Here is a 21,574-nt window from a genome sequence, read left to right as displayed (position 1 = left end):
TTTGCAGGAGTATCAACCATGGCTAGTTCACTTCTCGCAGGCCTGACCATTCTGATGATCGGCGACAGCCACCTGGCGACCCCCGATTACCTGATCAAGAGCCTGCACGACAACCTCGTGCAGCAAGGTGCCCAGGTGCACTCGCTGGGTATCTGCGGCGCCAATGCCGGCGACTGGCTCAAAGCCACCCCTGGCACCTGCGGCGGTGCCGAGCGCCGTGGCACCGAAAAGCCCGTGGTACTGGGCAGCAAGGCGGCCACCCGGCCGATCGGCGACCTGATCAAGGCCGACAAGCCGGACCTGGTGGTCGTGGTGATGGGCGACACCATGGCCAGCTACACCAAACCGGCCTTCCCCAAGGCCTGGCTGTGGCAGCAGACCACCAGCTTTGCCAAGGAAATCGCCAACACCGGGGCCAAGTGCGTATGGGTCGGCCCCAACTGGGGAACCGAAGGCGGCAAGTACGGCAAGACCTACGCCCGCGTCGAACTGACCTCCAAGTTCCTCGCCGCCAACGTGGCGCCGTGCGACTACGTCGACTCGCTCAAATTCTCCAAGCAAGGCGAGTGGGCCACGGTCGACGGTCAGCATTTGACCGCCCCGGGCTACCTGGCCTGGAGCAAGAAGATCAGCGAAGAGATCGTCAAGGCGCCGGTCGTGACGAGCATCAAGAAATGAAGCGCGCCCTGCACGCTGTACTGCTGGCCCTGCCCGCCGCCCTCGGCGCGGGCCTGGCCCAGGCCGAGATCGCGCTGTACCCCACCGGCCCCAGCGAAGACTCGGCGTTCTTGCGCTTCGTCAACGCGGCCCCCGGCACCCTGCAACTGGTGGCGGACGGCTCCAGGGCCAGCCTGCAGCTGGACGCGGCCAAACCGGTGTCGGCGTACCTGCCGGTACCGGCCAACAAGGCCATCAAGGGCACCCTGAGCCGTGACGGCCAGCGCTCGGCCCTGCAGCTGAGCGTTGCTCCTGGCGAATTCGCCACGGTAGTCGCCCTGCAGGACGCCAGCGGCATCCGGCAACGCGTGGTACGCGAGCAACCCGACGACTTCAATGCGCTGAAGGCTTCGCTGGCCTTCGTCAACCTCGACCCTTCCTGCCAGGGCGCAAGCCTGCGCCCTGCCGGGCGCACGGCGGACCTGTTCAAGGACGCGCCAGAGGCCAGCGTGCAGCGTAGATCGATCAACCCGGTGAAGCTGTCGGTGCAACTGGTGTGCGCCAATGCCAACGTCGGCGGCCCGGTGGACCTGGGCGAACTCAAGGCCGGCGAGCGCTACAGCGTATTGCTGCTGCCCACGGCGAGCGGCCCGCAGCTTGTGCCCGTCACGGACACGCTCTCCAACTGATCGGACGTCTTCACCACCATGGTATTCGCCTCACTCGAGTTCCTGACGCTGTTTTTGCCGATCTTCATGCTGGTGTACGCGCTGAGCCGTCCGGCCTGGCGCAACGGCGTACTGCTGATCGGCAGCTGGCTGTTCTATGGCTGGCTGAGCCCGCTGTTCCTGCTGCTGCACATGGCGCTGACCGTGGTCGCGTGGGTTGGCGGGCTGCTGGTGAACCGCAGCCATGAAGACTCGCGCGGGCGCATACGCCTGCTGGCCGCGCTGATCGTGTTCAATACGCTGGTGCTGTGCTGGTACAAGTACGCCAACATCCTGGCCGCCAACTACAACGAGCTGATCACCTATTACGGTGCATTGCCGATGGAGTGGCAGCGGGTGGCGTTGCCGGCGGGGCTGTCGTTCATCGTGCTGCAGGCGATTTCCTACCTGGTGGATGTGCACCGCCATACCGTGCCGGTAGAGCGCAGTTTCGTGAACTTCGCCACCTACATCTCGATGTTCGGCCACTCGATCGCCGGCCCGATCATCCGCTACGACTGGGTACGCCGCGAGCTCAACCAGCGCTACTTCAACTGGCAGAACTTCTCGCTGGGCGCGCGCCGTTTCATGATCGGCATGTGCATGAAGGTGCTGGTGGCCGATACCCTGTCGCCGCTGGTGGACGTGGCCTTCCACCTGGACAACCCGTCGTTCCTGGACGCGTGGCTGGGCTGCCTGGCGTATTCGCTGCAACTGTTCTTCGACTTTGCCGGCTACAGCTGCATGGCCATCGGCCTGGGCCTGATGCTGGGCTTCCACTTCCCCGAGAACTTCAACCGCCCGTACCTGGCCAGCAGCATCCAGGACTTCTGGCGGCGCTGGCACCTGTCGCTGTCGAGCTGGCTGCGCGACTACCTGTACATCGCCCTGGGCGGCAACCGCCACGGCACCTGGAACACCTACCGCAACCTGTTCCTGACCATGGCCATTGCCGGCCTGTGGCATGGCGGGGACAGCTGGAACTACCTGCTGTGGGGCTCGGCCCACGGTATCGCGCTGTGCGTCGACCGGGCCTGGAGCCGTTCCAGCCTGCCGGCGATCCCCAAGGTGCTGTCGCACACCCTGACGCTGCTGTTCGTGTGCCTGGCCTGGACGCTGTTCCGCGCCCCGGACTTTCATACGGCGCTGTCGATGTACGCCGGCCAGTTCGGCCTGCACGGCTTTGCCCTGGGCGAGGCACTGGCAGCCACCGTACGCCCGGTGCACGGCCTGGCGGCGTTGCTGGGCGTGGCGTGCATCATCCTGCCGATCTGGCAGGCACGCGCCGAGCACCGCTTCGCCAGCCGCGCGTGGTTCGTGCATGCCGCTGCCCTGTGGCCCGTGGCCGGCTTCGTGCTGTCGTTCGCGTTGATCGCCAGCCGTGATTCGGTCCCCTTCCTGTACTTCCAGTTCTGATGACGATGAAGACACCTCCTCCCAGTACAGCGCCCACGCCCCCCAGTGCACTGGCCCTGCGCACCAGCCCGATCGCCGGCGTCACCCTGGCGCTGTTCCTGGGTGCCGGCCTGCTGTCGTGTGGCTGGCTGGTGGCCAGCGGCAAGCTCGAGCTGATGCCCGACAAGCACCTGTCCAATGGCCAGGTGCTGCACGGCGAAATCACCCACCGCATTGCCAAGGAGCTGGCCAAGGCGCCGCTGCCGAGCGAGGCCGCCGACCTGGAACGGGCCAGCAGTTGGCTGTTGCTGGGCGACACCGGGCCGCGGGTGCGGCCGGGCTGCACGCAGTGGCTGTTTCTGAGCGATGAACTCAAGCTCGACCGGCACGCGGCCGACAACGCCCAGGCCAAGGCCGATGCGGTGATCGCCCTGCAACGCAGCTTGCAGCAACGGGGTATCCGTCTGCTGGTGAGCGTGGTGCCGGACAAGAGCCGTATCGCCGCCAGCGAGCTGTGCGGGTTGACTCGCCCCACGGCCTCGCAGGCGCGCATCCAGCAGTGGGTGCAGAAACTCCAGGCGGCCGGCGTGGCCACCCTGGACCTGACTGCCAGCCTGCAGCCGCTGGGCGCCAGTGCATTTCTGCGTACCGATACCCACTGGAGCGAAGCCGGCGCCCAGGCCGCTGCCCAGGCCATTGCCGAGCAGGTCAAGGGCATGGGCTTGAGCGCCACCCCCAGCAAGACCTTCGACACCCGCCAGGAGCCTCTGGCACCGCGCCCCGGGGACCTGGTGCGGCTGGCCGGCATCGATTGGCTGCCAGTGGCCTTGCAGCCGCCGCAGGAACAGGTGGCGCCAACGGTCATCACCGAGCGGGCCGAGGCCGTCAGCGATGCGGGCGACAATCTCGATGACCTGTTCGGCGACGACAACCTGCCGAATGTCGCGCTGATCGGCACCTCGTTTTCGCGCAACTCGAGCTTTGTCGGCTTTCTGCAACGTGCGCTGTCGGCGCCTGTGGGCAACTTCGCCAAGGACGGCGGCGAATTCTCCGGAGCCGCCAAGGCCTACTTCGACAGCCCGGCGTTCAGGCAGACGCCGCCACAGCTGGTGATCTGGGAGATACCCGAGCGCGACCTGCAGACGCCCTATGCGGGTGACGTGCAGCTGCCCCCCAGGCCATGACGCACCACGCCCGTTGCGCGCGTTGACACGGCGCAGCGGGCGCTGACGACTGCTCAGGCAAGTTTTTTCAGATCTGCCGCTGAATCGAACGTGGTGAAGTGGTAGATGCCGTGGATCTTCTCCAGCTGGCAACACCAGCCCTCCTGCTCGCCGGCTTGCACCACGAACCTCAGTTCTTCGATACCCGCCATATTGGCGGCAGCTTCGAGCAGGGTCTTGACGCGCTTTTCGACAAGGGCGTCGTAGGCCAGTTCGTATGACTTCTCCCAGGTGGCGTCGGCATTGCGAAATCGCTTCCAGTTATCGTCCTTGAGCACCTTGCAAAAGGCCACGCGCTGAACTTCGCCGGTATTGGACAGGTCGAGGGACAACAGGCAGAGGGTCATGGTGGGCTCCCATAAGCAGTGAAATTCCCTTGCAACCTAGTCACTCGCTTTTCATCCATCAATGCTAAATGGCCATCACCTGAGAGTTAAAATAATTCAAGAATTTACCAAAAAACAGCAACTAAACAACTTAACCAAGACCATGTAGGAAAGTTACTACGCAAAGAAACACGAGCTATAAAGTTCTTTTATGGAACAAAGGGCTTTCAGGCACTTTAAAATAAACAGAAACATTCAAAGGCGTGCCGTTTCGGCGCAGTTACAGCGTCTTGAAGCGAGCGCCGCGCGTCTGCAATCATGCCCGCCGGGCGCTGCCAGCGGGCAGCGTCGTCCCTTAGCGCACCGCACAAAGGAATGACTCAATGATCAGGGTATTGCTTTCGCTGGACCTCACCAACAAGGAATCGGAACGAGACAACTTCAACAACTTCCTGGCAGAACAACAATGGAAGAAGTTGGCTGGTGTGAATACCGTCTGGGCCATCGAGTATGATGATTTCAGCCAGACCAACGAGCAACATGTGACAAACGTCAAAAGAGACCTGTCCAAAGTGCTGCTCACCGCGGCACGGGAATTCAAACCGGACCGTATTACCTACGTTGCACAGATAGCCAACATTGAATGTATCGGGCGCTATATCTACCGGGAGGGTGGCGATTACAAGGCGTTCATTTACGAGCCCTGCTGATAGCGCTGAAGAGAGTGAGGTGTCTGCGACAGTGATCCGGTCGCAGGCATTTTTCGTGCGCGCGAAGGGAAAGCAGTGCACTGCATGCGTATTCGGGGGAAAGGGAACTGGATAGAGGCGGCCCCTGGCAGACAAGGGCTTGCGTTATGGAGGCAACCCCACCAGCCACACCCCGGCACACGATGTTCCCGCTGTGGCTGCTCCCTTCCGGGCCTGACCAGGTTTACGGGTAATCGTTGCGGGGGGACCGATGGGGTCACCATAACGATGCTCGCCTGGCAGCGAGCGGGGCCATTGTACCGGTCTGACGCGAAGTTACAACCTCTGTACCGTGAAAAAACCACTCTGGCTCAAGGACTTGTGACTGCCGCCGGGGCATCGCCCTGGATCACGCAGTGAATGAAGTGCAGCTTGGCCACCACCGGCGCACTCAGCACGAACGGGTAGAAGTCGGTCTGGCCCATGCTGCGTGACAGCTCGTTGAGCATCGCCGACAGCTCCACCCAGGCATTGATGAACGCCAGGAACGCAGGCGCCCCAGGGTGCTCGGGCTGGTACAAGCTGCGGGCATCGAACGGCGGATAGTCCAGGTCCATCACCGAGGCGTCCATGCCAAGCGCAAGGGCGGTGTCCACCGCATCGGTCATGTGCAGGTAGTGCGCCCAGGTTTCGGCCCAGTCCTCCCAGGGGTGCATGGTGGCATAGGCGCTGACGTGGGCGACGGCCCAGTCCAGCGGAGCACCTTGCTGGTAGTGGCGCTCCATGGCCTGGGCGTAGCTGGCGCGCTCGTCGCCGAACAGGCGGCGGAAGTCCTGCAGCCAAGCGCTGCTGGCCACCAGACGGTCCCAGTAGTAATGTCCGATCTCGTGGCGCAGGTGGCCCAGCACGGTCCGGTAGGGCTCCTGAAGCTGCACGCGCACCTGCTCGCGCCAGTCGTCGTCGGCTTCGCGGATATCCAGGGTGATCAGGCCGCCAGCGTGGCCGGTGGTGGGGGGATTGCCGGCAATGTCGATGCCGATGAAGTCGAAGGCGATGCCCTCGCCGGCTGCGCCTTGCTTGGGCGTGACCGGCAACCCCAGGTGCAGCAGTTGCGCAATCAGGCGGCGCTTGGCGGTTTCCAGCTTGCGCCAGCGCAGGTGGTTTTCGGTGAACGACAGGTCGGGGATGGTGCGGTTGAGGCGACAGGCCAGGCAGAACGCTTCGGGGTCGTCGACAGCGAGCAGCCAGTTGCAGCAAGCCGGGGTGTCGAGGTTGGCGCAACGCTTGAGCGGGCCGAGTTCTGGCTGGCCGTCCAGGTACCATTGGCCGTCCACAGCGGCCGGCAGCAAGGTACCGACATGGTGGGTATCGGGCCAGTAGCCCAGCGACGCCTGGCAGGCCAGGCATTGGCTGTTGCGAAAGAACACGGACTGTCCGCACTCGCATTGCCACACGCGCGTGCTGCGGCGTGCCTGGCTGACGAAGGGTGCGGCGATACGGGCGACGAGCTGTTCGAAGAATGGGTACATGGGGCCACCTCCTGGCTGGAGCCTAGCCTACACCATGTGCGTGACAGCGCTTGCGGTGTGCCTGACGCACCGTGCGCTCAGGTGTTGCGAGCGCTTCGCGCTCGATCGCGGGTCAAGCCCGCTCCCACGCCCTTCGGGCAGAAGCGGGCCGCGTGACCGCTACACCGCTATGCCCTGCTCCGACAGAAACGCCACGAACGCATCCTCATCCAACACCTTGAGCCCCAGCTCAGTGGCCTTGGCCAACTTGGAGCCTGCCCCCGGGCCCGCCACCACGCAGTGGGTCTTGGCCGAAACAGACCCCGCCACCTTGGCCCCCAGGCTCTCCAGCTTGTCCTTGGCGACATCCCGGCTCATGCGCTCCAGCGAACCGGTCAGCACCCAGGTCTGCCCCGCCAGCGGCAAGCCCTGGGCAACCTTCTTCTCGCTCTCCCAGTGCATGCCGAACTCGCGCAGTTGCGCCTCGACGCTGCGCGCCAGCGCCTGGTTGGCCTCGACCAGGAAGAACTCGCGCACCGCATCAGCCTGCTTGGCTGCCAGCGCCTGACGCAGGTCGATGCCGTCGGCGGCAATGATGCGCTCAAGGCTTTGCAGCTTGGCCACCAGCTTCTCGGCACCCGTCGGGCCGACAGAAGGGATGTCGAGCTTGGCGATCAACCCGGCCAGGGTCGTACTGGCCGCGAACTCGGCGGCCAGCTCGCCCTCCTCCTGCAACTGCAGGCCGTTCTCGAGCAGTTGCGCGATGACGCTGCGGTTATGTTCGTCCTCGAAGAAGTTGTGGATCTCGTGCGCCACTTCCAGGCCGATATCCGGCAGGTAGGTCAGCACCTGCGGCAGCGCCACCATCACGCGCTGCAACGAGCCCAGCGAGCGCGCCAGCACCTTGGCGGTCTCCTCGCCCACATCCGGGATGCCAAGGGCGTAGATGAAGCGTGCCAGGCTCGGGCGCTTGCTGTCGGCAATGGCAGCCAGCAGCTTGTTGCTGGACACCTCGGCAAAGCCTTCGAGGTCGACGATGTCTTCGAATTTCAAGCGGTACAGGTCTGCCGGCGAGGCAATCAGCCCTTCATCCACCAACTGCTCGACGCTCTTCTCACCCAGGCCCTCGATGTCCATGGCGCGGCGCGACACGTAGTGGATGATCGCCTGCTTGAGCTGCGCGCGGCAGGCCAGGCGGCCGACGCAGCGGTACACCGCGCCTTCGCTGACGGTTTCCTTGCCCTTGCTGCGCTTGACCAGCTGGGTGCGCTCGACCTGCGAGCCACACACCGGGCACTGGGTAGGGATGTGCACCGCACGCGCATCGGCCGGGCGACGCTCGGTGACCACCTGCATCACCTGCGGGATCACATCACCGGCACGGCGGATGATCACCGTATCGCCGATCATCACCCCCAGGCGCGCCACTTCGTCCATGTTGTGCAAGGTGGCATTGGCCACGGTCACACCGGCCACCTTGACCGGCTTGAGCCGTGCGACGGGCGTTACCGCACCGGTGCGACCAACCTGGAACTCGACGTCGAGCACCTCGGTCAGCTCTTCCATGGCCGGGAACTTGTGCGCTATCGCCCAGCGCGGCTCACGGGCACGAAAGCCCAGTTCACGTTGCGAGGCCAGGCTGTTGACCTTGAACACCACCCCGTCGATCTCGTAGGGCAGCGCGTTGCGCCGCTCGCCGATGTCACGGTAGTAGTCCAGGCATTCCTTGATGCCGGCGGCATGCCGCAGTTCGCGGCTGATGGGCATGCCCCAGCCCTTGAGCTTTTCGAGGGTGCCGATGTGGGTGTCGGCGATGGCCTCGGACACCTGGCCCACGCCATAGCAGCAGAACTCCAGGGGGCGGCTGGCGGTGATCTTCGAATCGAGCTGGCGCAGGCTGCCGGCGGCGGCGTTGCGCGGGTTGGCGAAGGTCTTGCCGCCGATCTCGGCCTGGGCTGCGTTCAGCCGTTCGAAGCCCTCCTTGCTCATGAACACTTCGCCGCGCACCTCCAGCACCGCCGGCCAGCCCTTGCCCTGCAGCTTGAGCGGCACGTTGCGGATGGTGCGCACGTTGACGCTGATGTCTTCGCCGGTGGTGCCGTCGCCACGGGTGGCGCCCTGCACCAGCAGGCCGTCACGGTACAACAGGCTGACCGCCAGGCCGTCGAGCTTGGGTTCGCAGCTGTAGTCCACCGCCGCCCCTGCGCCGAACAGGTCGCCGGTCGGCAGGTCGAGGCCTTCGACCACGCGCCGGTCGAACTCGCGCAGGTCATTTTCCTCGAAGGCGTTGCCCAGGCTCAGCATCGGCACCTCGTGACGCACCTGGGTGAAGGCCGAGAGCGCCGCGCCGCCCACCCGCTGGGTGGGGGAATCGGGGGTGACCAGCTCGGGGTGTTCGGCCTCCAGGGCCTGCAGCTCGCGGAACAGGCGATCGTATTCGGCGTCCGGGACGCTTGGCTCGTCGAGCACGTAGTAGCGGTAGTTGTGCTGGTCGAGTTCGGCGCGCAGTTCGAGGATGCGGGTTTGGGCGGTCATGTGTGTCGTCTCTTGCAAAGCAAAAGAGCAGCTCGGGGCTGCTCTTGGCGTTCAAATCGGTGGATCGGCGGGGCAGCTTTCGCCGGCAAGGCCAGCTCCTGCAGGGAGCGGCCATACCTGTCAGCGTTTCTGGGTCAGGGCGCGGCGCTCGAATTCGACGATGCGCTGGCGGTAGTGTTCGATGGTCTGCGCGGTCATCACGCTGCGCTGGTCATCCTTGAGCTCGCCGTTCAGTTCATGGGCCAGCTTGCGCGCCGCCGCCACCATCACGTCGAACGCCTGCTTGGGATGGCGCGGGCCCGGCAGGCCAAGGAAGAAGCTGACCGCACGGGTGCTGAAATGGTCGATGTCGTCCAGATCGAACACCCCAGGCTTGACCGCGTTGGCCATGGAGAACAGCACTTCGCCATTGCCGGCCATGCTTTCGTGACGGTGGAAGATGTCCATCTCGCCAAAGCGCAGGCCGCTTTCCAGGATGTTCTGCAGCAGTGCAGGGCCCTTGAAGCCGCTCTCGTCGCGGGCAATCACGCTGATCACCAGCACTTCCTCGACCGGCGGCAGGTCCTTGCCTTCGCTGGCACCGAAGCCGGTGCTCTTGGGGCTTTCGTCCGGGAAGTCGTCGTCGGCATTGCCGAACAGGTCAGGCTCGCGTGGCTCGGCCGCCAGGTTCAGGTCGCCCTGCTGCGGCTCGCTGGTACGTTTGGCGCGCTTGGACCCCTTGCCCACCTTCGGCTCGCGCTGCTCGCGCGCAGCCGTCATCGACGGCAGGTCGTGCTCGTCGAGCTGGGGCTCCTTGTGGTCGTCAAGCACCCGCGGCGGGCCCAGCACTTCGGCGCTGGTCTCTTCGTCCGGCAGGTTGGAGAAGCTGCGGTCCAGACGGAATTTCAACTTGCCCTTGCCGCCGCGCATGCGACGCCAGCCGTCAAAAAGAATACCGGCAATGACTATGATGCCGATGACGATCAGCCACTCGCGCAGACCGATTTCCATGTAATCCCGTGCCTCTGTGAAAAATGCTGAAAAATAAAGGGTTTAAACCCCTTTAAAACGTGGCGCCAACTCTATGTTCTGACAGGCGTTTTACCCACGCATAGAAAAATTTACATTAAGCTAGCACGACCAAAGATAACTTTACACCGTCTGTCGCAACTGACAGGGGCATTTGCTGCAAGTTCGTGCGTTATATCCGTTTTTCAGGCGTCGACCATGGCCATCGCCTCCTCCACGTCCACCGCCACCAGCCGTGAGCAACCGGGCTCGTGCATGGTCACCCCCATCAGTTGATCGGCCATTTCCATGGCGATCTTGTTGTGGGTGATATAGATGAACTGCACGGTCTGGCTCATCTCCTTGACCAGGCGCGCATAGCGTCCGACGTTGGCATCGTCCAGCGGCGCGTCGACCTCGTCGAGCATGCAGAACGGTGCCGGGTTCAACTTGAAGATGGCAAACACCAGGGCCAGGGCCGTCAGCGCCTTCTCGCCGCCCGAGAGCAGATGGATGGTGCTGTTCTTCTTGCCCGGCGGGCGCGCCATGATCGTTACCCCTGTATCGAGTAGATCTTCGCCCGTCAGTTCCAGATAAGCGCTGCCACCACCGAAAACTTTTGGGAAAAGTGCCTGTAATCCGGCATTTATCTGATCAAAGGTATCCTTGAAGCGGTTGCGCGTTTCCTTGTCGATCTTGCGAATCACGTTTTCCAGGGTATCGAGGGCCTCGACCAGGTCGGCATCCTGGGCGTCGAGGTAGCGCTTGCGCTCGGACTGCTGCTGGTACTCGTCGATGGCCGCCAGGTTGATCGCGCCCAGGCGCTGGATGCGCGCATCGATGCGCTCCAGCTCAAGTTCAGCCTCCTGCTCGCTGGCCTCGGCCAGCAAGGTCGCCAACACGCCTTCCAGATCATAGCCGTCAGCCTGCAACTGTTCCTGCAGGGCCTTGCGCCGCACACTCAGCCCCTGCCATTCCATGCGGTGCTGTTCGAGCTGACCGCGCAGCAGCTGGGATTGCTGTTCGGCCTGGGTACGACGCTTTTCGGCCTCGCGCAGTTCGCGGTCGGCCTCGTCCATGTGCAGGCGCGCCTGACGCATTTCCTCGTCGACACTCATGCGCTTTTCCAGCAGCGCCTCAAGCATCATGCGCAGCTCTTCGAGGGGCGCCTCGCCCTCCTCCAGGTTCAGGCTCAGTTGTTCACGTTTTTCGTTCAGGCGCTCCGACTGCAGCTCCAGGCGCTCGAGGGCCTGGCGCGTGGAGTCGTGCTGGGCACGCAGCGAGCCCAGGCGCACCGCCAACTGATGGGCGTGGTCCTTGTGCTGGCGGGCTTCCTGGCGCACGCGGTCGAGGCGTTCGCGCAGGTTGTCGCGCTGGGCCAGCAAGGCCTCGCGCTGTTCGGTGTCGTGGGCCATCAGGTCGAGGGCTTCCTGCAGGTGCAGGCGCGACTCGCCCAGGCTTTCGTGTTCGATGGCGCGCTGTTCCAGCAGCTCGGCCAGCTCTTCTTCAAGGCGCCGGCGGCGCAATGTCAGCTGCTCGGCGCGGGCCTTGCCGGCCGACAGACGGGCCTTGAGCTCACCTTGCTGGCGGGCTTCTTCCTGGGTGCGACGACGCAGTTGTTCACGGCTGTCTTCCTGCACGCGCTGCTGTTCACGCAGGGCCAGCAACTGCGCTTCGAGCTGCTCCAGGGCAGCTTCCTGCTCCAGACGCTCCAGGCCCAGTTGCTCAAGCTCCTGCCCGCGGGCCAGCACGCCGCCCTGGGCATCGTTGCCTCGGCTGACCCGCAGAAAGTGGCGCCCCACCCAGTAGCCGTCGCGGCTGATCAGGCTTTGGCCGTCGGCCAGTTGGCCGCGCAGGCTCAATGCCTGTTCGAGGCTCTCGACCGGCTTGACCTGGCCCAGCCAGGGGGCCAGGTCAACGCCGCCCTGTACTTTGTCCAGCAGGCTGCCGGCAAGGCGCTTGCCGGTGCCGGCGGCCTCCAGCAGACGCAACTCGCCCTGCTCGAAGCCCGTCAGGTCGAGCCCGGCCAGGTCGTCCACCAGTACCGCGTGCAGGTCGGCGCCCAGCACGGTTTCCACCGCCAGCTCCCAACCCGGCTCCACGCGCAAGCCTTCAGCCAGGCGTGGGCGTTGCTCCAGGCCCTGCGCGCGCAACCAGTCGAGGGTACCGCTGCCTGGGTCCAGCGCGGCCTGCTGCAAGGCTTCGAGCGATGCCAGCCGGCCACCCAGGCGCTGCAGTTCACCCTGGGCCTGCTGCTGCGCCTGGGCGGCCTGCTGCAATTGCTCGCGCAGCGCGTCGAGGCGCTCGATCACCTGCTGTTCTTCCAGGTGCAGGTCTTCGAGCAGCAATTCGCTGCTGGCCAGTTGTTCGTTCAGTTCCAGGATGGCCGCATCTTCAGGGTCGGCGCTCAACTGGTCGCGTTCTTCGCCCAGCTTGCGCTGGCGCTCCGAGACGCGCTCCAGGCTCTGCTCCAGCTGCTGGATGCGCGACTGCTGCACCTCGGCCTGGCGGCGCGGCTCGGCGGAGCGGGTGTTGAAGCTGTCCCACTGCTCCTGCCAGCCATGCATGGTGGTCTCGGCTTCCTCAAGGGTCGCGGCGGCCTCCTCGGCTGCCGCCAGCGACAGTTCCTGCTCGGGCTCGATCATCTCCAGCTCTTCGCCCAGAGTCGCCAGCAAGGTGCGGTCGTGGCCCAGGTGCGATTCGGTTTCCAGACGCGCGCGTTCGGCTTCCTTGAAGTCATCCTGCAACTGGCGCAGGCGCTGCTGGCCGTGCTGGATGTTCTGCTCGACCCGGGCGATGTCGCCGCCTACCGAGTAGAAGCGCCCCTGGACCAGGTTGAAACGCTCCGACAGGTCGTGGTGACCGTCGCGCAGGCGCTCGATGCTCGCATCGGCATTGCGCTGCTCGGCCACCAGGGCCTCGAAGGCCACTTCCTGGTCGCCGATGATCGCCTCGCGCTGGCCCACCTGATCGTTCAGCGCACGCCAACGCAGGGCCGCCAGCTGGGCCTTGAGCTGACGCTCCTCGGCCTTGTATTCCTTGTACTTCTCCGCTGCCTGGGCCTGGCGGTGCAGGCGTTCGAGCTGACGTTCCAGCTCTTCGCGCAGGTCGGTCAGGCGCTCCAGGTTCTCGTGGGTGCGGCGGATGCGGTTTTCGGTTTCGCGGCGGCGCTCCTTGTACTTGGAGATGCCGGCGGCCTCTTCGATGAAGTTGCGCAACTCTTCGGGCTTGGCCTCGATCAGCTTGGAGATCATGCCCTGCTCGATGATCGAGTAGCTGCGCGGGCCCAGCCCGGTACCCAGGAAGATATCGGTGATGTCGCGCCGACGGCACTTGGTGCCGTTGAGGTAATAGGTGTTCTGCGCGTCGCGGGTCACCTTGCGCCGGATCGAGATCTCGGCATAGGCGGCATACTCGCCCACCAAGGTGTTGTCACTGTTGTCGAACACCAGTTCGATACTGGCCTGGCTGACCGGCTTGCGGCTGGTGGAGCCGTTGAAGATGACGTCGGTCATCGACTCGCCACGCAGGTTTTTCGCCGAGCTTTCGCCCATCACCCAGCGCACCGCATCGATGATGTTGGACTTGCCGCAGCCATTGGGGCCGACCACGGCCGCCATGTTGCTGGGGAAGTTGACGGTAGTCGGGTCGACGAACGACTTGAACCCCGCCAGGCGAATGCACTTGAGGCGCATGCTCAGCCAGCAACCAGCGAGGACAGCACCAGCGTGCAACTGCGCTCGCAGTACTGCGTCAGCACCTCGCGGATACGCGGCAGGTCGCCACCCACCACCGCTTCGAGCAGTTGGGCGAACAGCACCAGGAAGTCGTTCATGTTGGCCTTGCGCTGGTCCAGCGCCAGGTAATAGGTGCGGCTCATGGCCGGCTGCAGGTTCTCGACGGTTTCTTGCAGGTAGGGGTTGTTGGCGAACGGATACGCGGCGCGCATCACCGCGAAGCTCTCTTCGACGAAGGCCTTGATGTCCTGGCGCGCACTGGCGGCGTGCAGACGCTGCTGGATGACCAGAAACGGTGCAAGTTCGGCTTCGCTGCGCGGCGCACTGGCCACGGCATTGCCCAGCAGGATGTACAGCTCGCTCATCAGGGTGCAGAGGCTGCGCACGTTGTGCTCGTTGAGCGCCGTAACCTGCGCGCCACGGCGCGGCAGGATGGTCACCAGGTGCCGGCGCTCGAGTATCAGCAGTGCCTCGCGCACCGAGCCACGGCTGACATTGAGCGCCTGGGTGACCTTCTGTTCCTGGATGCGCTCGGCAGGTTTGAGCTCACCGCGGATGATCCGCTCGGCCAGGTAATGGGCAATTTGCTCGGAGAGGCTGTCCGGCGCCTTGAACGTCATGGTTTTCCTTCAAAATCATTGAACTGTGCACAAGCGCCGATTGTAGCGCACTTGCCTGCACCTCGCGCAGCGGCACAGGCACGCAGTTGGCACGATTGAAGCAAAACAATCGTCAACCCGGCCCCGGTTCTATGCTGAATACAGAGGCTATCGAGGATGACAGGATCAGCACGCACAAAAAGCTGACCTTGAAGTCAGAAAGCAGTTGACCGGCAAGTCAAGTCTGCCTACAGTCGACCCCGTCCACTCAACAACAATAATTCGCTTGTGAGGCCTTCCGTGATCCAGTTTCTACTCAACCAGGAGCTGCGCAGTGAGCATGCCCTGGACCCCAACCTGACGGTGCTCGAGTACCTGCGCGAGCACCTGGGCAAACCCGGTACCAAGGAAGGCTGCGCGAGCGGCGATTGCGGCGCCTGCACCGTCGTGGTCGGTGAACTGGCTGCAGATGAACACGGCCGGCAGCACCTGCGCTATCGCAGCCTCAATTCGTGCCTGACGTTCGTCTCGTCCCTGCATGGCAAGCAGCTGATCAGCGTCGAAGGGCTCAAGCACCAGGGCAAGCTGCACAGCGTGCAGCAGGCCATGGTCGACTGCCATGGCTCGCAATGCGGCTTCTGTACCCCGGGCTTCGTGATGTCGCTGTTCGCCCTGCAGAAGAACAGCGACGCCCCCGACCTGCACCGCGCCCAGGAGGCCCTGGCCGGCAACCTGTGCCGCTGCACCGGCTACCGGCCGATCCTGGCAGCCGCCGAGCAGGCCTGCTGCCAGGCCGCCCCCGACCAGTTCGACAGCGCCAAGGCACAGACCATCGCCCGGCTCCAGGCGATTGCGCCCAAGGAAACCGGCGAACTCAACAGCGGCGACAAGCGCTGCCTGGTGCCGCTGACCGTGGCCGACCTGGCCGAGCTGTACGGCTCGCACCCCGAAGCCCGCCTGCTGGCCGGCGGCACCGACCTGGCGCTGGAGGTCACGCAGTTCCACAAGACCCTGCCGGTGATGATCTACGTGGGCAACGTCGCCGAGATGAAGCGGGTCGAGGCCTTTGACGATCGCCTGGAAATCGGCGCCGCCACGCCACTCACCGACTGCTATGACGCGCTGAGCCGTGAATACCCCGACTTCGGCGAACTGCTGCACCGCTTCGCTTCGCTGCAGATCCGCAATCAGGGCACCCTGGGCGGCAACATCGGCAACGCCTCGCCGATCGGCGATTCGCCGCCCCTGCTGATCGCCCTGGGTGCGCAGATCGTGCTGCGCCGGGGTCAGGACACACGCACCCTGGCGCTGGAAGACTATTTCATCGACTACCGCATCACCGCACGCCAGGAAAGCGAGTTCATCGAGAAGATCATCGTGCCGCGGGCCAAGCTGGCCTGGGCGTTCCGGGCCTACAAGGTGTCCAAGCGACTGGACGACGACATTTCGGCGGTGTGCGCCGCCTTCAACCTGCGCATCGACAACGGCGTGGTGGCCGAGGCACGTATCGCCTTCGGCGGCATGGCCGCCATCCCCAAGCGCGCCCGCGCCTGTGAAGCCGCCCTGCTCGGCAAGCCGTTCAACCAGGCCGGTATCGAGCGCGCCTGCCAGGCGCTGGGCGAAGACTTCACCCCGCTGTCGGACTTCAGGGCCAGCAAGGAATACCGCCTGCTCGGCGCGCAGAACCTGCTGCGCAAGTACTTCATCGAACTGCACACGCCGCACATCGAAACCCGGGTGACCGCCTATGTCTAACCATCCTCACGTGGCCAGGAGCCAGGCCGAACTGGCCGAGCTGTTCGCCCAGGGCCTGACCAGTGGCGTCGGGCGCAGCATCAAGCACGACAGCGCCGACAAGCATGTGTCCGGCGAGGCGGTGTATATCGATGACCGCCTCGAATTCCCCAACCAGTTGCATGTGTACGCTCGCTTGTCGGACCGCGCCCATGCACGGGTGCTGAGCATCGACACCCGCCCGTGCTACGCCATCGAGGGCGTGCGTATCGCCATCACCCACGAAGACATCCCGGGCCTGAAGGACATCGGCCCGCTGCTGCCGGGCGACCCGCTGCTGGCCATCGACACCGTCGAGTTCGTCGGCCAGCCGGTGCTGGCCGTGGCCGCCTGCGACCTGGACACCGCCCGCCGCGCAGCGATGGCCGCAATCATCGAATACGAAGACCTGGAGCCGGTGCTGGATGTGGTTCAGGCCCTGCGCAAGAAGCATTTCGTGCTCGACAGCCACACCCACCAGCGCGGCGATTCGGTCACCGCGCTGGCCAGCGCCCCGCATCGGGTGCAGGGCACCCTGCATATCGGCGGCCAGGAGCACTTCTACCTCGAAACCCAGATCTCCTCGGTGATGCCCACCGAGGATGGCGGCATGATCGTGTACTGCTCCACGCAGAACCCCACCGAGGTGCAGAAGCTGGTGGCCGAAGTGCTGGACGTGCCGATGAACAAGGTCGTGGTGGACATGCGCCGCATGGGCGGCGGCTTCGGCGGCAAGGAAACCCAGGCCGCCAGCCCCGCCTGCCTGTGCGCGGTGATCGCGCGCCTGACCGGGCAGCCGACCAAGATGCGTCTGCCACGGGTCGAGGACATGCTGATGACCGGCAAGCGCCACCCCTTCTATATCGAATACGACGTGGGGTTCGACGACAGCGGCCGCCTGCATGGCATCAACCTGGAACTGGCCGGCAACTGCGGCTGCTCGCCGGACCTGTCGGCCTCCATCGTCGACCGTGCGATGTTCCACTCCGACAACGCCTACTACCTGGGCGACGCCACCATCAACGGCCACCGCTGCAAGACCAACACCGCCTCCAATACCGCCTACCGCGGCTTTGGCGGCCCGCAGGGCATGGTTGCCATCGAAGAGGTGATGGACCGCATCGCCCGCCACCTGGCACTGGACCCGCTGGCGGTACGCAAGGCCAACTACTACGGCAAGACCGAGCGCAACGTCACCCACTACTACCAGACAGTCGAGCACAACATGCTCGAGGAGATCACCGCCGAGCTCGAAGCCAGCAGCGACTACCAGCAGCGCCGCGAGTCGATCCGCCGCTTCAACGCCAACAGCCCGGTGCTGAAAAAGGGCCTGGCGCTGACCCCGGTGAAGTTCGGCATCTCGTTCACCGCCAGCTTTCTCAACCAGGCCGGTGCGCTGGTGCACATCTACACCGATGGCAGCATCCACCTCAACCATGGCGGCACCGAGATGGGCCAGGGCCTGAACACCAAGGTGGCCCAGGTGGTGGCCGAAGTGTTCCAGGTGGACTTCAGCCGCATACAGATCACCGCCACCAACACCGACAAGGTGCCCAACACCTCGCCCACGGCGGCGTCCAGCGGCGCCGACCTGAACGGCAAGGCGGCGCAGAACGCAGCCGAAATCCTCAAGCAGCGCCTGGTGGCATTTGCCGCGCGCCAGTACAAGGTCAGTGAAGAAGACGTCGAGTTTCGCAACGGGCACGTGCGCGTGCGCGATGAAATCCTCACCTTCGAGAGCCTGGTACAGCAGGCCTACTTTGCCCAGGTGTCGCTGTCGAGCACCGGCTTCTACAAGACCCCGAAGATCTACTACGACCGCAGCCAGGCGCGCGGGCGCCCGTTCTACTACTTCGCCTTCGGCGCGGCGTGCGCCGAGGTGATCGTCGACACCCTGACCGGCGAGTACAAGATGCTGCGCACCGACATCCTGCATGACGTGGGCGCCTCGCTGAACCCGGCCATCGACATTGGCCAGGTGGAGGGCGGGTTCATCCAGGGCATGGGGTGGCTGACCACCGAGGAACTGGTGTGGAACGCCAAGGGCAAGCTGATGACCAGCGGCCCGGCCAGCTACAAGATCCCGGCGGTGGCGGACATGCCGGTGGACCTGCGGGTGAAGCTGGTGGAGAACCGCAAGAACCCCGAGGACACGGTGTTCCATTCCAAGGCGGTGGGCGAGCCGCCGTTCATGCTGGGGATCGCGCCGTGGTGCGCGATCAAGGATGCAGTGGCCAGCCTGGCGGATTATCACGAGCAACCGCAGATCGATGCCCCGGCCACCCCCGAGCGGGTGCTGTGGGGCTGCGAACAGATGCGCAAGGTGGTGGCGGGCCGGCAGGCGGCTGCCGAGGTGGAAACCGTTACACCGTAGTGCGCCCTTCGCCGGCAAGGGCGGCTCCTACAGGGCGCGATTGCTGTAGGAGCCGGCCTTGCCGGTGAAGAGGCCCGATCAGGCACTGAAGAGGCAACCGACTATGCACACCTGGATCAACGCCCTGTCCGACCTGCACACCCGGGGCGAACCCTGCGTGCTGGTGACCATCATCGAAGAGCTGGGCTCCACCCCACGCAATGCCGGCTCGAAGATGGTCGTCAGCGCGACCCAGCTGTTCGACACCATCGGCGGCGGGCACCTGGAATACAAGGCCATGCACATCGCCCGGCAGATGCTTGCCGAAGGCCGCGAAACCACCCACCTGGAGCGCTTCAGCCTCGGCGCCAGCCTTGGCCAGTGCTGCGGCGGCGCCACCGTGCTGCTGTTCGAGCCCATGGGCGGCGTGCAGGCGCAGATCGCGGTATTCGGCGCAGGCCATGTCGGCCGCGCTCTGGTACCCTTGCTCGCCGCGCTGCCCTGCCGGGTACGCTGGATCGATTCGCGCGAGCAGGAATTCCCCGACATCATCCCCACGGGGGTGAGCAAGGTCGTCAGCGAGGAACCGGTCGACGAGGTCGATGAACTGCCCGCCGGCAGCTATTGCATCGTCATGACCCACAACCATCAACTGGACCTGGAACTGACCGCCGCGATCCTCAAGCGCAACGATTTCACCTGGTTCGGCCTGATCGGCTCCAGGACCAAGCGCGTGAAGTTCGAGCACCGCCTGCGCGAGCGCGGCTTTGCCGCCGACAGCCTGGCACGCATGCGCTGCCCGATGGGCCTGGCCGAGGTCAAGGGCAAGCTGCCGATCGAGATCGCCGTGTCCATCGCCGCCGAAATCATCGCTACCTACAACGCGAACTTCGGCCAGCATACCGGCTCGGACACCACCCAACCCATTGCCAAACTGCTGCCGCCGTCACGGCGCAGCCAAGCCATTTGACGAGAGCCACATGAGCGCAACCCGCAAAGCCTACCGTGCCGCCCTGCTGCACAGCCTCGCCGACCCTGCCGAGGTGGGCGTCGAAGCATCGTATGAATATTTCGAAGACGGCCTGCTGGTCATCGACCAGGGCAAGATCAGCGCCATCGGCCACGCCAGCGAACTGCTGCCAGGCCTGGACGCCGACATCGAAGTGGTGCACTACCAGGACGCCTTGATCACCCCGGGGTTCATCGATACCCATATCCACTTCCCGCAGACCGGCATGATCGGCTCCTACGGCGAGCAGTTGCTGGACTGGCTGAACACCTACACCTTCCCGTGCGAGCGCCAGTTCGAAGACAAGGCTCACGCCGACAAGGTGGCCAAGCTGTTTCTCAAGGAGCTGCTGCGCAACGGCACCACCTCGGCGCTGGTGTTCGGCAGCGTGCACCCTGCCTCGGTCAACGCCCTGTTCGAGGAAGCCGAGCGCCTGGACCTGCGCCTGATCGCCGGCAAGGTGATGATGGACCGCAACGCCCCCGACTACCTGACCGACACCGCCGAGTCGGGCTACGCCGACAGCAAGGCGCTGATCCAGCGCTGGCACGGCAAGGGCCGCCTGCACTATGCGGTGACCCCGCGCTTTGCGCCCACCAGCACCCCGCAACAGCTGGCCCTGGCCGGCCAGTTGCTCAAGGAGTTCCCGGACCTGTACCTGCACACCCACCTGAGCGAAAACCTCAAGGAGATCGAGTGGGTCAAGGCGCTGTTCCCCGAGCGCAGCGGCTACCTGGATGTGTACGACCATTTCGAACTGCTGGGCGAGCGCTCGGTGTTCGCCCACGCCGTTCACCTGTGCGATGCCGAATGCCAGCGCCTGGCCGAGACCGGTTCGGCCGTGGCGTTCTGCCCGACCTCCAACCTGTTCCTGGGCAGCGGCCTGTTCAACCTGCCCCAGGCCGAGCAGCACAAGGTCAAGGTCGGCCTGGGTACCGACGTGGGCGCCGGCACCAGCTTCTCGCTGCTGTACACCCTGAACGAAGCCTACAAGGTCATGCAGTTGCAGGGCGCACGCCTGAGCCCGTTCAAGTCGCTGTACCTGGCCACCCTGGGCGGTGCGCGGGCATTGAACCTGGAGGAGCGCATCGGCACCCTGCAACCGGGCAGCGACGCCGACTTCATCGTGCTCGATTACAAGGCCACCCCGCTGCTGGACTACCGTCTCCAGCAGTCCGGCAGCATCGAGGAGACCCTGTTCGTGCTGACCACCCTGGGCGACGACCGTACCATTCGCGAAACCTTTGCCGCCGGGCGCAGCGTGCACCAGCGCTAAGGCGTTCGAAACAGGCCGCGGTACAACGCGCCGCCGATCACCGCCCCGATCAGCGGCGCCACCCAGAACAGCCACAGCTGATGCAGCGCCCAGCCACCGACGAACAGCGCCGGCCCGGTGCTGCGTGCCGGGTTCACCGATGTGTTGGTAACCGGTATCGACACCAGGTGGATCAGCGTCAGCGCCAGCCCGATGGCGATCGGCGCAAAGCCGGCCGGCGCCCGCGAATCGGTGGCGCCCATGATGATCAGAATGAACATCGCGGTCATCACCACCTCGCTGACAAAACCTGCCCCCAGCGAGTACTGCCCCGGCGAATGCTCGCCATAGCCGTTCGAGGCAAGCCCGTTCGACAGCTCGAAGCCGGCCTTGCCGCTGGCGATGAGGTAGATCACACCGGCAGCCAGGATGGCGCCCACCACCTGGGCGATCACGTACGGCACCAGGTCCTTGAGCGGAAACCGCCCGCCCACGACCAGGCCCAGCGATACCGCAGGGTTGAGGTGACAACCGGAGATATGACCGATGGCGAATGCCATGGTCAGCACAGTCAGCCCGAAGGCCATGGAGACACCGACCAGGCCAATGCCGATCGGAAAAGACGCAGCCAGTACCGCGCTGCCACAACCCCCCAACACCAACCAGAACGTCCCTATCAATTCAGCTCCCATGCGTTTGCTCATGGGCATCGACATCAGTCAGTCCTCAAGAAGTGGTACGCCTGAAGCGCAAGCCCAACTGCTTGATGAAGGTTTGCGGGAGTGCAACAGATAGAAATCTAGCAGAGGTTGGCTCAAGTG

At 64.6% G+C, this 21,574-nt stretch carries 16 protein-coding genes and 1 other RNA gene; 9 read left to right on the top strand and 8 right to left on the bottom strand.

All coding sequences use genetic code 11. From position 1 onward, the window contains the following. Positions 1 to 18: 18 nt before the first annotated feature. The 4 genes from QMX96_RS16790 to QMX96_RS16775 are packed head-to-tail and all read left to right on the top strand — an operon-like array spanning position 19 to position 3,943. Complete coding sequence (locus QMX96_RS16790) at positions 19 to 678, top strand: SGNH/GDSL hydrolase family protein (RefSeq protein ID WP_043862368.1); 660 nt, start codon at positions 19 to 21, stop codon at positions 676 to 678. Continuing rightward, on the top strand, positions 675 to 1,346 hold the full coding sequence (locus QMX96_RS16785) for an alginate O-acetyltransferase AlgF (RefSeq protein WP_054915585.1): 672 nt from the start codon (positions 675 to 677) through the stop codon (positions 1,344 to 1,346). Before QMX96_RS16790 ends, QMX96_RS16785 begins: the two co-directional genes overlap by 4 nt. A gap of 18 nt (positions 1,347 to 1,364) precedes the next feature. Continuing rightward, a complete protein-coding gene (locus QMX96_RS16780; protein ID WP_043862367.1) occupies positions 1,365 to 2,780 on the top strand; it encodes an MBOAT family O-acyltransferase in 1,416 nt (471 codons plus the stop codon). Beyond that, positions 2,780 to 3,943, top strand: coding sequence for a cell division protein FtsQ (locus tag QMX96_RS16775; protein WP_213607230.1), 1,164 nt, complete (start codon positions 2,780 to 2,782; stop codon positions 3,941 to 3,943). The genes QMX96_RS16780 and QMX96_RS16775 overlap by 1 nt, the downstream gene beginning before the upstream one ends. A 53-nt stretch (positions 3,944 to 3,996) precedes the next feature. On the opposite strand, the gene QMX96_RS16770 is transcribed toward QMX96_RS16775, so the two are convergent. After that, positions 3,997 to 4,329: a hypothetical protein gene (locus tag QMX96_RS16770; RefSeq protein ID WP_043862365.1), complete on the bottom strand. Its 333-nt coding sequence runs from the start codon at positions 4,327 to 4,329 to the stop codon at positions 3,997 to 3,999. 362 nt (positions 4,330 to 4,691) lie between these two features. Between QMX96_RS16770 and QMX96_RS16765 the strand changes: the two genes are divergently transcribed. After that, positions 4,692 to 5,018 carry a hypothetical protein gene (locus QMX96_RS16765; protein WP_043862364.1) on the top strand — a complete coding sequence of 109 codons (327 nt, stop codon included), beginning with the start codon at positions 4,692 to 4,694 and terminating at the stop codon, positions 5,016 to 5,018. A gap of 156 nt (positions 5,019 to 5,174) precedes the next feature. Here the strand turns inward: QMX96_RS16765 and ffs are convergent. The 6 genes from ffs to QMX96_RS16735 all read right to left on the bottom strand — a co-directional run bounded on the left by ffs (position 5,175) and on the right by QMX96_RS16735 (position 14,384). Next, positions 5,175 to 5,271, bottom strand: an RNA gene (gene ffs / locus QMX96_RS16760) — signal recognition particle sRNA small type. Positions 5,272 to 5,368: 97 nt separating this feature from the next. Then, positions 5,369 to 6,526 (bottom strand): putative zinc-binding metallopeptidase, encoded by a 1,158-nt coding sequence (locus tag QMX96_RS16755; RefSeq protein ID WP_100634374.1) that lies wholly within the window; start codon positions 6,524 to 6,526, stop codon positions 5,369 to 5,371. A gap of 159 nt (positions 6,527 to 6,685) precedes the next feature. Further along, a complete protein-coding gene (gene ligA, locus QMX96_RS16750) occupies positions 6,686 to 9,040 on the bottom strand; it encodes an NAD-dependent DNA ligase LigA (protein ID WP_282362064.1) in 2,355 nt (784 codons plus the stop codon). A gap of 120 nt (positions 9,041 to 9,160) precedes the next feature. After that, the gene (gene zipA / locus QMX96_RS16745) at positions 9,161 to 10,030 is read right to left on the bottom strand and encodes a cell division protein ZipA (RefSeq protein WP_043862361.1); all 870 of its coding nucleotides are present in this window, start codon (positions 10,028 to 10,030) and stop codon (positions 9,161 to 9,163) included. Between the two features lie 203 nt (positions 10,031 to 10,233). Further along, positions 10,234 to 13,722, bottom strand: a complete 3,489-nt coding sequence (gene smc, locus QMX96_RS16740; RefSeq protein ID WP_058542036.1) for a chromosome segregation protein SMC — start codon at positions 13,720 to 13,722, stop codon at positions 10,234 to 10,236. A gap of 2 nt (positions 13,723 to 13,724) precedes the next feature. After that, positions 13,725 to 14,384: a GntR family transcriptional regulator gene (locus tag QMX96_RS16735; RefSeq protein WP_043862359.1), complete on the bottom strand. Its 660-nt coding sequence runs from the start codon at positions 14,382 to 14,384 to the stop codon at positions 13,725 to 13,727. A gap of 279 nt (positions 14,385 to 14,663) precedes the next feature. Here QMX96_RS16735 and xdhA point away from each other — a divergent pair, with 279 nt between their 5' ends. The 4 genes from xdhA to guaD all read left to right on the top strand — a co-directional run bounded on the left by xdhA (position 14,664) and on the right by guaD (position 20,774). Continuing rightward, a complete protein-coding gene (gene xdhA / locus QMX96_RS16730; RefSeq protein ID WP_282362063.1) occupies positions 14,664 to 16,118 on the top strand; it encodes a xanthine dehydrogenase small subunit in 1,455 nt (484 codons plus the stop codon). Further along, positions 16,111 to 18,510, top strand: coding sequence for a xanthine dehydrogenase molybdopterin binding subunit (xdhB, locus tag QMX96_RS16725; RefSeq protein ID WP_282362062.1), 2,400 nt, complete (start codon positions 16,111 to 16,113; stop codon positions 18,508 to 18,510). The genes xdhA and xdhB overlap by 8 nt, the downstream gene beginning before the upstream one ends. Before the next feature lie 103 nt (positions 18,511 to 18,613). Further along, on the top strand, positions 18,614 to 19,459 hold the full coding sequence (xdhC, locus tag QMX96_RS16720; RefSeq protein WP_116053269.1) for a xanthine dehydrogenase accessory protein XdhC: 846 nt from the start codon (positions 18,614 to 18,616) through the stop codon (positions 19,457 to 19,459). A 10-nt stretch (positions 19,460 to 19,469) separates the two neighbouring features. Beyond that, on the top strand, positions 19,470 to 20,774 hold the full coding sequence (guaD, locus tag QMX96_RS16715) for a guanine deaminase (protein ID WP_058542039.1): 1,305 nt from the start codon (positions 19,470 to 19,472) through the stop codon (positions 20,772 to 20,774). Here the strand turns inward: guaD and aqpZ are convergent. Beyond that, positions 20,771 to 21,469 carry an aquaporin Z gene (aqpZ, locus tag QMX96_RS16710; protein WP_054915596.1) on the bottom strand — a complete coding sequence of 233 codons (699 nt, stop codon included), beginning with the start codon at positions 21,467 to 21,469 and terminating at the stop codon, positions 20,771 to 20,773. The two genes, guaD and aqpZ, sit on opposite strands and share 4 nt — an antisense overlap. Positions 21,470 to 21,574: the final 105 nt, after the last annotated feature.

It is taken from the genome of Pseudomonas sp. PS01300, from assembly GCF_029960155.1.
Classification (GTDB): domain Bacteria; phylum Pseudomonadota; class Gammaproteobacteria; order Pseudomonadales; family Pseudomonadaceae; genus Aquipseudomonas; species Aquipseudomonas palmensis.
This window is presented reverse-complemented; position numbering and strand designations above follow the sequence as displayed.